This window comes from Candidatus Afararchaeum irisae, assembly GCA_034190545.1.
GTDB classification, from domain to species: Archaea; Halobacteriota; Halobacteria; order Halobacteriales; family Afararchaeaceae; genus Afararchaeum; species Afararchaeum irisae.
The window spans coordinates 1-12475 of record JAXIOF010000068.1 but is presented as its reverse complement, the minus strand read 5'-3'; the positions used below and the strand labels follow the sequence as shown (position 1 = coordinate 12475).

Sequence of the window (12475 nt, the reverse complement as noted above, 5' to 3'; positions counted from 1 at the left end):
CTCGATCGAATCGAAGTTCCAGATGTCTTCACGTACTTATGTCCATGAGTATGAGAAACTCCTTTAGGCTGTTTGCTGACTTGCGACGCGAGTACTTCTTGTAACGCGGGTCGCCCTTGAGGCTCTCGGGAACCTCGACCTCATCCTCCGAGAGCTTTAGCTGGGTGCTTCCCTCGAATGTCACGTTCAGCATGTCGAGTAGAACAGCGAACATCACGACTCCTATCGGTATTCCGATATAGACCATTGCGAAGACTACACGGAGTGTGGAACCTCCTATCAGGCTCAGGACGAGGAGTATTATTATGAAGAGAAGGGGAGCGGCTATGAAGACGGTGGCGTATATCTCGCTTATCACCGAGAGTGTTTCGAGGAAGTCCTCCTGTTCGTCCTCGGCTCTCCTGAGATACCTCTCCGACGAACCCCGGAGGAACTCGGTCATGTTTCCTCCTGCCTCCATGACACCCACGAGGTCGTCCAGGAACGTCCTCATGTTGTCACTCGGAGTAATGCTGTTGACGTTCTGTACCGCAGTCGTGAGGTTGGATCCGAACTCCTCGGTCTCCCTCACGACCATGTCGAACTCCTTGGCGACCTCACCGTAGGCGTCGTCAGCCTCGGAGAGCTCCTTCATAGCGTTCACGACGCTGGTTCCGCCGTGAGACAGGGCATACATGAAGACGATGGCGTGGGGGAGTGTTATGTCGATCTCTATCCCCCTCTTCCTCGCTCTGTACTTCGGGAGGTAGTAGAGACCTCCAGCCGTTCCGAGTATGCCTACAAGCGTAGTCGTGGCTGTTATGACCAAGCCCTGGAGGTATACGTCGTAGGCGTTTATGAACGAGGCGACTCCCGGGGGTAACGTTATGTTGAGACTCAGGCTCTGGAGCACACCTAGTCTCGCGAGCGAGAGGCTGAGGACGGAGCCGAAGACAGCACCGAGTAGTCCCATTCCGACCGAGAGGACTGTGAGTCTGGCGAGGTAGACGTCGTAGGGAACACCCATCCTCGCCTGGTTGAGCGACCTCCTGAGGCTATCGTAGTCGCGTTCACTGTTCTTGAAGCTGTTACGTATGACCCCGTAGGTCTGTCGTAGAACGGAACCGACTCCTTCAGACTGAGACGCAGGCTTCTCAGTTCACTCTTCAGATCCGAAGCCGCGTCTCCGACAGAGTCGGACAGACTTACTATGTCGTCTATCAGGGTCATTCTATAGCTCTCCGTTCTCTATCTTAGACATGACTCTCCCGGAGTTCTTCCAGTACTTCGAGATTATCCTCGCTACCCTTCTGTAGTCCCTTATGCCGTTTTCGAGCATGTACTCCAGAACCTTCTCCCTGTTACGAAGCTCGTTTCTGAGGTCTTCCCCAGACCAGCCGTGTGACTCACGTATCTCCTCAAGAACCGACGACTCCGAGATCTTCCGTTGTGTGTCGGTCGAGGGATCCCACTCGAACAGTGTCTGGGTACTCATACTTCCGCCTCCGACTTCGAGAACCTCGACTACCTCACTCGTCCTACGGACACGTCTTCCCTCTGTGTATATCTGTTTCTGTATCGAGACTATGTCGAGAGCCTCGACCATCTGTCTCGGGACGTTGAGGGGCTCACCTTCGAGACGGTGTATGACGGTGTCTATCGAGTCGGCGTGGAAAGTAGTGTAGGAGGTATGTCCCGTAGACATAGCCTGGAAGAAGGTGAGAGCGACGTCATGCTGTGCTCTTATCTCACCCACGAGTAGGTACTCGGGTCTCTGTCTCAGGGCGGTCTGGAGAAGGTCGTACATGTCGACGTTACCGCGTTCCTCTCCCGTGAACGTCTCACGCGTCATGCTCGCGACCCAGTTCTCGTGGGGGAGGGTTATCTCACGTGTGTCCTCTATAGTCACGACCTTCGATCTCGGAGGTATGAAGAAAGAGACGGCGTTCATGCTCGTCGTCTTTCCGCTCGCGGTTCCTCCCGCAAATATCAGCGACTTGTTGTTCTCTATCGCGAGCCAGAAGTACGCCATCTCCTCTACCGAGAAGGTGTTCCAGTGTATGAGGTCGACGGGGGTGATCGGAACCTCGGCGAAATGGCGGACAGTGAAGTTGGAGCCACGTGTGCTTATGTCGGTTCCAAGGGTCAGCTGGACACGTGATCCGTCGGGAAGGCTCGTGTCGACGAGTGGGTTCGAGACCGAGATATGTTTCCCCGTCCTCTGTGCCATTCTAGTCACGAACTCGTTGAGACTCGTGTCGGTGTCGAAGACGACGTTCGTCTTGAGATCCCTGTACTCCCTGTGGTAGATGTAGATGGGTATACCGACGCCGTCACATGATATGTCCTCTATCTGTCTGTCACGCATCAGAGGATCTATCTTGCCGTAGTCGACGAAATGGCGTCTGAGATAGTAGTAGATCTTGTAGAGGGAACCCTCGGAGAGGTCGCCGCTGTACTCTCTTATTATCTCCTCCGAGATCTCCTTGAACCTGTCGTGCCTGTTTTTCTCGTCTCCAAGTTCGACGTACATGAGTACGTCGCGAAGCATCCTTATGAGATCCTCGCTGACGTACTTCTCGAAGTCATCGAGTGCGGGCTCGACGGCTTGGTAGACGTTTTCCTCCTCCTCGTCGTCGTAGAGTATCTCTATGTAAGCATAGGGCTTGTTGACCCAGTACCTCAGCTGTCTCTCGTCGTACTCGTCGAGGTAGCTGAAGTTGAAGAGACTCTCTCTCACGAACTTCTCCGAAGGGACTCCGAACGCGAGTTCGTCGTCAGCCGCTGAGTCGAAGTACTCCAAGACCTCGTCTATGACCTTCGGGTCAGGGGGAGTCTCCTCCTCGGGCTCTACGGCTTCTTCTATCGCCTGAGCTTCGACGTAAGTACCTACAGCACCCTCATCATTTTGAGACACTTATAGATCCACCTGAGGTAATCTAGAGTAGGAGGGTTAAATCTTTTAGGGCGAAACGGTCAGTGCCCTGACATATTTCAGTTATTCATCTCAATCAAAAACAGAACCGCACGAAGTCGCCCGCTCGATGTACTCGTCCCTGAGATCCTCCAGAGCCCCGATGACTTCGAGCGACTCCCCGTCGATGCTCGATATACGCCGCACGCCCCAGGTCGAGTTAGTGAGGAAGCCCGAGACATATTCGTCGACTGCGTCACGTCTCGGATTCTTCTCTCTGACCTCGATCCCGAGACTCCCGGCTGTCTCCAAGACGACCTCACGCGTGACACCTTTACGTATACGTGTCCCGGGGGTCACGAGGACGCCGTCGGAGTCGAAGAAGAAGACGTTCGAGACCGCGCCCGAGGCTACACATCCCGAACCGTCGAGCATCAGAGCCTCGTCAGTCTCAGTCTCCGACTTCGCGAGTATATTCGGCAGGTAGTTATGTGTCTTGAGACTTCCCAAGCTACTCACAGGTCTCGTCTCTTCGACTACCTCGATGTCTGCGGGCGGATACCTCCTAGAGCCGTCTAACGCCTTGGCTACGGCGACGAGTGTCGGAGACGTCTCGGTGGGGGATAGGAGCCCGCGTCTCTCGCCCCTAGTGACAGAGACGCGGACGTATGTGTCAGTCTCGTAGCCTGCGTCGTCGTGTATCCTACCGAGAAGCCGCCGTATACGTGATTCGAGGTCATCTTCAGTGAATGACGCGGGGATTCCGACTTCGTCGAGAGCCGAGTTAAGACGGTGGATGTGTCTGCTGAGAAACGCGGGACTCGATCCGTAACACCGTAACGTCTCGAAGACTGCGTCACCGTACAGGAATCCTCTGTCGAGGGGCGAGACCGACGCCTCCTCGGCTCTGACTGGCTCGGGCTTCTTACGTCTCTCACTCCCGGGCTCCTCGTCGACTATGACGTAGGTCTCATCCGATTCCGAGACGTCGTCTCTACTCCCGCTCATTCTCGACTATCCTCACGAAGTTTCTTACCAGACTCTTTCCCTCGGGAGTGAGTATGCTCTCGGGGTGGAACTGGACGCCGTAGAGAGGACGCTCCTTGTGTCGTATTCCCATCACCTCCCCCGCACCCTCGGCGGTGACTACGACTTCCTCGGGGACTTCTTCGACTACGAGCGAGTGGTACCTTCCGACCTCCATAGGTGTCGGGAGATCCTCGAATACTCCTTCGCCGTCGTGGTGTATCTCCGACTGTTTTCCGTGGACGACCTCGTCGGCGTATCCTATCCTGCCGCCGAAGAAGTCGGCTATCGACTGGTGTCCGAGACAGACGCCTAAGACGGGAACCTCCGTCTCACGTAGTATGTCAGCCATGACGCCGAACTCGTCGGGTGTCCCGGGTCCAGGGGAGAATATAATCCCGTCGGCTTCATGCGGCGGCGAGCCGTATCTTCCCACCTCGACCTGGGTGAACTCGCCGACGTACTGTTCTATGTTGTGGACGAAAGAGTCGTAGTTGTCGAGTATCGCTATCACTGTCTCAGCCCCGTCTGTGTCTCAGTCTCTGTCTCGGTCTTCTCCTCAGACCCCTCGGTTTGAGTTTGAGTCTCAGTCTGAGTCTTAGACAGCCCGAGTGCCTTCAGGCTTCCCTCCGCCTTCTGAAGCGTCTCGTCGTACTCGGCCTTCGGGTCAGAGTCGTGGACTACACCACCGCCGACGTGTAGATAATGCTCGTCGCCGTCCTTGAAGACGGTTCTGATGAGTATGTTGAGTGTCATGTCGCCGTCGGGCTTTATGACCCCCATGGAGCCCGTGTATGGACCTCTCTCGTTGGGCTCTGCCTCGTCTATTACCGAGAGGGTACGTGGCTTGGGCGCGCCTGTGACTGTTCCTCCCGGAAAGACAGCCTCTATCACGTCGACGAGGTCGGCGTCGTCACGTTTCCTCCCATTTACGACGGATTCGAGATGCTGAACCTCGGAGTACTTCTCGACCTCCGCGAAGGGGTCGACCTCTACGGTGCCGTACTCCGAGACCTTTCCGAGGTCGTTACGTGCGAGGTCGACGAGTATCGAGTGTTCGGCTATCTCCTTACTGCTGTCTCTGAGCTGTCTCTCAAGTCTCTCGTCCTCCTCGGAGCTGTCGCCGCGCGGACGTGTCCCGGCTATCGGACGGGTACTTATACTGTCACCTCTCTTTCTCACGAGAAGCTCGGGACTCGACGAGACGACTGCGTACTCTCCGTAGCTCAGAAGACCCATGTAGTGAGCCGGGTCACTCCGTCTAAGCTCGGCGTAGAGACTCAGAGGATCGGCGTCTGTAGAGAAACTCAGACGTTGTGATATGTTAGACTGGAACGTGTCGCCCTCACGTATGTACTCCTTGACATCCGTGACTGCTTTCCTGTAATCTTCCTCGGTGAAGTTCGACTCTATTTCAGTGATATCTAACTCATCTGATCCGACACGTCTGAAGCCGTCATAGTCAAGAAGAGCCTCCTTAGCTTCCTCAGCGCGTCTCTCAGGCGGTACCGACTCTCCGGGGTACTCGACCGTCGAGATCACCACCTCGTCGTCTATCTCTACGACAGTGCCGTATATGTCGAAGGCTATGTCGGGAAGACAGTACTCCGGCTCCGATTCCGACTCTGACACTGATCCCGACCCCGAGGAGGTCGAGACATCGACAGTGTCCTCTATCTCCCCGGAGATCTCGTAGCCTATGTAGCCGAAGGCTCTTGCGTGAGTCGCCCCGAACCTCTCCTCGAAGCTGTCGAGCCAGTCGGAGAGCTTCCCGAGACCGTTGTCTCCCGGGTTATCTCCCGATCTCGAATAACGGAAGCTCTCGAACGGATCGGCTCCGACGTACGATGTCTCCCAGCCTCTCTGGGTTCCTTCGAGAATAACGTCGGCGTCCAAGGCGTCGTATACCTCGACGGGAGACAGAGACAGATCCAGGTCAAGTCTTCTTCGGACACACACACATCTACTCTCTGTGCGACCGAAAGCATCAAAACAGTTACGTTATCGGAAAGGTCACGAGTCAGCCTGACTAACGGGAGGACGTCCCTCGGAGTGTAGCTCGACCTTGTCCCTCTCAACGCCTCTCACGACACCGCTCTTGGGCTTGCCGCTTTCGGTGTACTCCTGTATGATTATCCTGTCAGATTCAGCCTTTATACGGTAGACCTCACCCTGTCTCTGTCTGCCCTTCCACTCGAAGACAACGAAGTCGTTGGGATAGATCTCCTCGGAAGGATCGACCCACTCGGCTGTCTCCTCACACCTCGGGCAGTAGGCTTCGGAAACTGAGTGGTCTACGTCTGGAGTCTCTGACTCCGAGTCGACGGGCTCTCCGCTCCTGTAGACGGTGACTCTCGTTCCTGCGCCCGCGTCGGAGATATTGACTCTGAGTCTGTCCTCAGTCTCGGGGTTCTGACAGTTACATCTGAACATTCTTATCTGCTGTGTGGTAACGCATCACACAGTAGAGGCTCCCCTCTTAAATATCTGTCGGCGACCAGCCACAGACAGAAGACGTATCTGACAGAGACATGACTTATACCGTAGGGATGAACTACGTAGCCTGGGCAGTCGTAGCACTCGGATCGTACACGGTGGTTCCTATCCTCATGAAGACAGCCACCGAGGAGATACCGAGTGACGTCGCAGCCCTAATCTCGAACTCTATACTCGTCGTCATAACCGTCGGTGTCGTCGTCTTCGAGGGGAAGTCTGTACGTCCGTACCTCACACAGCCGCGTTCGGTATACGTCTACGCCGCGGGAGTCTTCCTCGCAGTCGGAATACTGTCGTACTACAGGGCGCTCTCGATGGGTGAGATCAGCGTCGTGGTTCCGATATTCGGTATGTTCATAGTCACGAGTTCGGTCGTAGGTATGGTCTTTCTTAACGAGCCCGTCACCGTGAGAAAAACCCTGGGCATCTGTCTCGCAGTCGTAGCTGTATACCTCACATCGGTCTAAGTCGGTGGATACAAGTCGGACAGATTGGAATTGTACCTTGAGGATATGAAATTGATTCCAGAAGACCTACTATGTCTGTTCAATTCACGCGTCGAAGAGCGCGATGGCTCTTACGTCATCGAAGTTCCCAAGACAGAGATAGAGTTCGGAGAGATCGAAGAGAGGGGAAGCTACAGGTTCGGTGTCTTTGAGAGCCCCTCAAATCCGAAGCCGAAGACGTCCTCCACAGGAGATACAACCGGGATAGAAGACAACGGATCAGAGAGCTACAGTCCTCCGGTCGAGAAAGGCGAGATCCGTGAGGTCACAATCGAGAGTCTCGGAGACGACGGCGACGGTGTCGCAAAGGTCGACGGCAACTTCGTCATCTTCGTCCCTAACACGGATGTCGACGACACCGTCACGATAAGGATAGACGACGTCAAGAAGACATTCGCGAAGGGCGAGGTCATAAAACAGGGCTACTGACCCCGGTCGGTTCCGAGGCTGGGTCTAAGCCCTTAGTTAATTTAAGCTTTTTGGAGTTACTGTTTTATTCCTTGAGTTTCCTTTATACTTTCCAAGACTACGTTGGTGTTGGTCTCTGCTATGTTGGGGTTCTCAAGCAGACCCTTTATGGTGTCGTTCATGCTTTCGGTGCTTTCGAACTTACCCACCGCTATTATGTCGAACTCCCCCGTGACCTCGTAGACGCTGAGGAACGAGTCTATCCCCTTGAGGTCTTCAGTGAGTTCGAGTATGCTGTTACCCTCGGCTTTTATCATCACGGTCGCTGTGACGCCGTAGCCTAGCTCGTCGTAGTTGAGGACGGGTTTGAATCCCTTTATGACGCCTTCGTCCTCCATGCTCTGAAGATGGTTACTCACGGTAGTGACAGAGACGTCGAGCTCCTCCGCGAGACTCCTGAGGCTCGCCCGTCCGTCGTCCTCAAGCAGGTTTATTATTTTGAGATCGAGGTTCTCATATGTCATGCTACATAAAGACTCCCGTCCTATATGTTTAAAACCTCTGGAAAAGATAAGGCAGTATTTGACATAACCCCTCGGTGACATCCGGTTTCCCGCTGTTTTTCGTGATGGGCTGTATCACACGGTTGGGTATCTCTCCCGAGTCTCTTCTCACAGACCACCGAGATTGACGAAACCCTACTCGCCTACCAGAAAGTCGGTATATCCGTCGCCAGGGGTGCTGAGTTAGCGCGTGTCGAAGAGTCTGACTTCGAGAAGATACTCTCACAGCACGGTGTTGAGCCGAGCCGACAGTCCGACTGAGGAGGGTCACTGATGGGAAGGTTTGGGGAACTCGACCACGAAGACGGCACCCTCGGGTTCGTTGTCCTCGACCCATACCTCGCCTCCGTAGCTGTCTACGAGACTGTGGACGAGGTACAGACCCATTCCCGTACCTTCGCTTTCGAGCCCCTTCTCACCCTTGCCGAATATCTCGTCCTTCTTCTCGTCGGGTACACCTGGTCCGTTGTCGGCAACTCGGACGGTCAGACTGTCACGTGTCTCTGTCGCCGAGACGGTGATCTCCGGAGTCTCCTTGTCGTTGTGCTCGACGGCGTTCTTGAGTAGGTTCCTGAAGACCGATCCGAGCATGCTGTTTGCCATCACCCTCCCGTCTGGTAGACTCTGGTGTCTTACTTCCGCGTCAGTATACGCCGACTCTATCTCGTCGATCTCCGAGAGGAGGACTTCCCTCAGACTCGTCTCCTCAAGGTCGTCTTCGGTTGACAGCATCGTGTCGGCTATGTCACGTGCCGTCATCGTGAGCTCTATCGCGCTCTCGGCGTTTTCGAGAACTGTCCGGAGGTACTCCTCCTTCTCCCCTTCGTCGTCGTACATGTCGACGAGGAGACTGCTGTATGACTTCACTATCTGGAGGTCGTTACGTATGTCGTGACGTACCATCTGGTTGAGGACTTCGAGGTTGTCCCTCTGATTCTTGATCCTCCTCTCGTACTCCTTCCTCTCGGTGATGTCCCTCACGAGCGCGTGTAACGCTGGCTCGCCCTCGTACTCGAACCTGCTGAGTTTGACCTCGGCGGGGAAGTCGGTTCCGTCCTCGCGCGTGTGTGTCCACTCGAAGAAAGCCTCTCCTTCCTCGAAAGCCTTCTCGACGTAGGAGAGTGCTGCTTGTTTCGAGTCGGAGCCGTCGGGCTGTGTCGAGGGCGAAAGCTCCCACGGCGCGTAATCCACGAACTCCTCGACCGAGCCGACTCCGAAGAGATCGACCGTCGTCTCGTTACAGTCGAAGAAGCCGTCGCGGTCTAGGAGCATGAGGGCATCACGCGTGTTCTCGAAGAGACTACGGTACTTCTCCTCACGTTTCTGTATCTCAGTGACATCACGCGCATATCCGAGGATGGCTCTTTCGCCTCCACTCACCGTCTCGAAGGGTATCTTGGTCGTGTTTATTCTCTTGGTCTCTCCGTCGGCTGTGGTTAAGGTATCGCCCGATATATGTAGTGGCTCCCCCGAGTCGAGAAGCTTCTCGTCCTCGTGGCGGAAGGTCTCGGCTTCCTCTCTCGACGGAACTACCTCAAAGTCGTGTCTTCCCTCGACTTCCTCGGGATCGGAGTAGCCGTAGTACTCCGCGAGTGTCTGGTTTACCAGGAGGTACTCGCCGTCGCAGTTCTTTACGAAGATCGGATCGGGCACCAGGTCGATTATATGGCGTAACTCCTCACGTGCTTCGTCTGTCTCGTGTTTCCGTCTCTCTGCTTCACGTATACGTCTCTGGAGTGAGTCCCTCATCTCGTCTACTGAGTCATACAGTGCTCCAATCTCGTCGAGACGGCTGTTTGTCACGTCGACGTCGAAGTCACCCTCGCTTATACGGCGTGCACGGTTCGAGAGTCGGTTTATGTCCCTCGTAACCGAACGCATCGAGACCGCGGCGGTTCCTATCAGAAGCACGAGACCCAGACCGAACGTTATCACGAGGTAAGTCAGTATCTGGCTCCTGACTGCGAAAACCTCATCCTCGGGAGCGCGTGTGACGACGACCGTACCGACTGTCGTGTTCTCGTCGTATCCGTCGGCTCTCTCGGCGTTGAGTACGTCGTGGGCGATGACTCTCACGCCGGTGACCTTGTCAGTCTGGCTGTCACGTATCACCCGTGTTCCTTCGGAGACCGTCTCGGGGAGTTCGACTGTCTGTTTCGAGGTCTCTCCTATAAGGCGTTCTCCCCTAAACGAGCGGAGTGTACTCTCTGAGCCCTCGAAGACGTGTGAGTTCACGAGAGTCGTGTTGACCGGAACCGCAGCTACGAGGAACCTCTCGCCCGAACGTGTACCTATCAGCGTCATATTCCCCGAACTCTGACCGAGTTCTACGGGTCTCTGAGAGATGAATATAAGACTCTGTGTCGTCGTCTTTCTGAGACCCGCGTCGTAGAGGTTCGTGCCGTGGTACTCCACGTCGGTGCTTCCGAGTATCTCCCCCGTCTCGACACTCGTCACGTGGAGCGAGTCTATGTCCGACTCGACTCCGGTCTTCTCCGCGACGAGCCACTGGTGGAGTACGGCACTCGACTCGTGTTGGATCTCGTCTGACTTCGACATCTCGTTTAGAGTGCTCCAGCGTTCCGTGAGCCAGTTGGCGTATACGGTCGCCTGTGTAGTCGTGTCCGACTCGACCTTGTCCTCGACCTGGTTGGTTATACTCTGGTTGATCGTAGTGTACGAGACTACTACTACTCCGCCGGTTACCATCGATCCCACGAGGAGGAGTATGAGTAGCTTCAGAGTCAGGTTCCGTCTCACCGCGTCGGGGGCTAACTCGGCTACTCCCCTACGGAGACGCGACCTACCGTCGGAGTCCGAGACGTCCTCTGACTCTGACCCGGATGTCATCTGTCACCCCGCAGCTCGGTATCTTCTCGGTTAAGAGACGACCCAAGCAGGCTCGGAGAACTTCTGTGTCTCATACTCTGATCACTCTAACCATGTTAATTACTGTGGTACTTCCCCCTCGACGGAGCCGACATAGCTGTCGACGTTTCGGAAGAGCTGGGTCGTGTCGAACTCCTCGAAACGTGTGCCTCTCCAGATACTCAGATCACCGTTGAGTATTTCCCCTCTCTTCGTCTCGACCCTTTCTATGACTTCGTCGGGTACCCCGGAGCCCCAGTCGGAGAGACCCACTATACCCGACTCGATCCCCTTCCAGTAGAAGTCCGACTCCCAGCTACCGTCACGTATCTCGTTGACTGCGTCTGCGTAGAAGACCTCCCAGTTCCAGACGGGCGATGTAACGTAGTTCTCCTCTATCAGATCACCTATGTCGGAGTTGTAACCCGTCGCCCAGATCCCTTCCTCGGCTGCTGTCTCAGCGGCTGCGGGAAAGTTCTGGTGCTGTGCCATCACGTCGACCCCCTCTTCGATCAGCCTCTCAGCCGTGTTGCTCTCTACCCCGGCGTCGTTCCACGTCTGAGTGTATCTCACAGACACAGTCACGTCTTCGTTAACTGAAGACGCCCCGAGAGCGAAGCCATTTATTCCTCTTATGACCTCGGAGATCGGAAAGGCAGCGACGTATCCGAGCCTGTCGGTCTCTGTAAGGAGCCCTGCGGCGACACCTGTGAGGTATCTCGGTTCGTACATACGTCCGAAGTAACAGCCGAGGTTGTCACGCTGCCTGTACCCCGAACAGTGCTCGAAAGCCACGTCGGGATAGTCGGGTGCGACCTCGTACATCGGGTTCATGTAGCCCCAGGACGTCCCGAAGATTACATCAAAGCCTCGCTCGGCGTACTGTCTGAAACGCGGCTCTGATCCCTCGGGCGAGACATTCTCAAACACCTCGGTCTCCACCCAGTCGAAGTCGTCTTCGACGGCACGTCTAGCCTGGTCGTGAGCCCACTGCCAGCCGAAGTCCCCGACTGCGTCGTGGTAGACGAAGGCAGCCCTCACGGTCTCTGTCCCCTCGTGTGTGTCCCCGGTGTTCTGAAGACCTTTTTTTGTGGTCAGAGCCGTCTGAGTCCCGCGTTCCACCGTCTCGGCTCTCAAGACAGCCCCCAAGACCGGCTGATCCGGTTACCCCTAGCCCCTTGAGAACTTTCCTTCGTGTAAGTTTCATTGTGTTACTGAGTTGGGGTGGCTGACATAACTCCTACGGTATGCCATCTCCTAATTACTGTATGTAAATTATAAGTAGGTTTTGCCGAGGAAAGCTCCCGAGGTCAGGTACCCACCGCTAAAGCGGTGGGCTTGTCAGTGGACTCCCGCTCTGGCCACGAGACGTGGCAGGCGAATATTCGCCGTTCGCGTTCAGTGTCCCTGACTTGAGGGCGACCTGACAGTCCGCCCGTCCAGCACCAGACTTGAGCCAGTGCTGGACAAGACGCCACCCGATGTTCCGAGCGGCGTTGTAATCCGCGTGGAGTTCCTTTCCACACTTCAGGCACTCGAACTCGTCACCATCGCGGTTATCCTCGTGCGTGAACCCACACTCCGAATGGCTGCACCGTTGTGACGTGTATTGTGGCTTCACGTCATCCACGAGGATACCGTACTCTTCAGCCTTGTACTTCGTGAGTTCTTGGAGCTTGTTGAACGCCCACTGCTGGAACTTAGAAGCGTTCGAT

At 55.4% G+C, this 12475-nt stretch carries 12 protein-coding genes; 2 read left to right on the top strand and 10 right to left on the bottom strand.

Annotation, left to right across the window (positions count from 1 at the left end):
- Positions 1-28 precede the first annotated feature (28 nt).
- From SV253_07980 to SV253_07955, 6 genes are all read right to left on the bottom strand, one after another.
- Positions 29-1006, bottom strand: coding sequence for a type II secretion system F family protein (locus SV253_07980; protein ID MDY6775996.1), 978 nt, complete (start codon positions 1004-1006; stop codon positions 29-31).
- Between the two features lie 204 nt (positions 1007-1210).
- Complete coding sequence (locus SV253_07975; protein ID MDY6775995.1) at positions 1211-2896, bottom strand: type II/IV secretion system ATPase subunit; 1686 nt, start codon at positions 2894-2896, stop codon at positions 1211-1213.
- Positions 2897-2986: 90 nt separating this feature from the next.
- A complete protein-coding gene (locus SV253_07970) occupies positions 2987-3901 on the bottom strand; it encodes an aminotransferase class IV (GenBank protein MDY6775994.1) in 915 nt (304 codons plus the stop codon).
- Entirely contained in the window at positions 3888-4433 is a 546-nt protein-coding gene (locus SV253_07965) for an aminodeoxychorismate/anthranilate synthase component II (GenBank protein MDY6775993.1), read from the bottom strand. The genes SV253_07970 and SV253_07965 overlap by 14 nt, the downstream gene beginning before the upstream one ends.
- Positions 4430-5878 carry an anthranilate synthase component I family protein gene (locus tag SV253_07960; GenBank protein ID MDY6775992.1) on the bottom strand — a complete coding sequence of 483 codons (1449 nt, stop codon included), beginning with the start codon at positions 5876-5878 and terminating at the stop codon, positions 4430-4432. The genes SV253_07965 and SV253_07960 overlap by 4 nt, the downstream gene beginning before the upstream one ends.
- Before the next feature lie 54 nt (positions 5879-5932).
- Positions 5933-6352: a hypothetical protein gene (locus SV253_07955; protein ID MDY6775991.1), complete on the bottom strand. Its 420-nt coding sequence runs from the start codon at positions 6350-6352 to the stop codon at positions 5933-5935.
- Positions 6353-6468: 116 nt separating this feature from the next.
- Here SV253_07955 and SV253_07950 point away from each other — a divergent pair, with 116 nt between their 5' ends.
- Entirely contained in the window at positions 6469-6882 is a 414-nt protein-coding gene (locus SV253_07950; GenBank protein ID MDY6775990.1) for an EamA family transporter, read from the top strand.
- A 45-nt stretch (positions 6883-6927) separates the two neighbouring features.
- A complete protein-coding gene (locus SV253_07945) occupies positions 6928-7350 on the top strand; it encodes a TRAM domain-containing protein (GenBank protein MDY6775989.1) in 423 nt (140 codons plus the stop codon).
- A gap of 56 nt (positions 7351-7406) precedes the next feature.
- Here SV253_07945 and lrp read toward each other — a convergent pair whose 3' ends face one another.
- The 4 genes from lrp to SV253_07925 all read right to left on the bottom strand — a co-directional run.
- Positions 7407-7853, bottom strand: coding sequence for an HTH-type transcriptional regulator Lrp (lrp, locus tag SV253_07940; protein ID MDY6775988.1), 447 nt, complete (start codon positions 7851-7853; stop codon positions 7407-7409).
- Between the two features lie 306 nt (positions 7854-8159).
- Complete coding sequence (locus SV253_07935) at positions 8160-10742, bottom strand: PAS domain S-box protein (GenBank protein ID MDY6775987.1); 2583 nt, start codon at positions 10740-10742, stop codon at positions 8160-8162.
- A 99-nt stretch (positions 10743-10841) separates the two neighbouring features.
- Positions 10842-11897, bottom strand: coding sequence for a BMP family ABC transporter substrate-binding protein (locus SV253_07930; protein MDY6775986.1), 1056 nt, complete (start codon positions 11895-11897; stop codon positions 10842-10844).
- A gap of 187 nt (positions 11898-12084) precedes the next feature.
- Positions 12085-12475: transposase (locus SV253_07925; GenBank protein ID MDY6775985.1), on the bottom strand; the 391-nt coding region annotated here is incomplete at its 5' end.

Coding starts and splice junctions, on each gene's coding strand:
- SV253_07980 (MDY6775996.1), bottom strand. CDS start 1,006: ATGGGTGTTCCCTACGACGTCTACCTCGCCAGACTCACAGTCCTCTCG.
- SV253_07970 (MDY6775994.1), bottom strand. CDS start 3,901: ATGAGCGGGAGTAGAGACGACGTCTCGGAATCGGATGAGACCTACGTC.
- SV253_07955 (MDY6775991.1), bottom strand. CDS start 6,352: ATGTTCAGATGTAACTGTCAGAACCCCGAGACTGAGGACAGACTCAGA.
- SV253_07950 (MDY6775990.1), top strand. CDS start 6,469: ATGAACTACGTAGCCTGGGCAGTCGTAGCACTCGGATCGTACACGGTG.
- SV253_07945 (MDY6775989.1), top strand. CDS start 6,928: ATGAAATTGATTCCAGAAGACCTACTATGTCTGTTCAATTCACGCGTC.
- lrp (MDY6775988.1), bottom strand. CDS start 7,853: ATGACATATGAGAACCTCGATCTCAAAATAATAAACCTGCTTGAGGAC.
- SV253_07935 (MDY6775987.1), bottom strand. CDS start 10,742: ATGACATCCGGGTCAGAGTCAGAGGACGTCTCGGACTCCGACGGTAGG.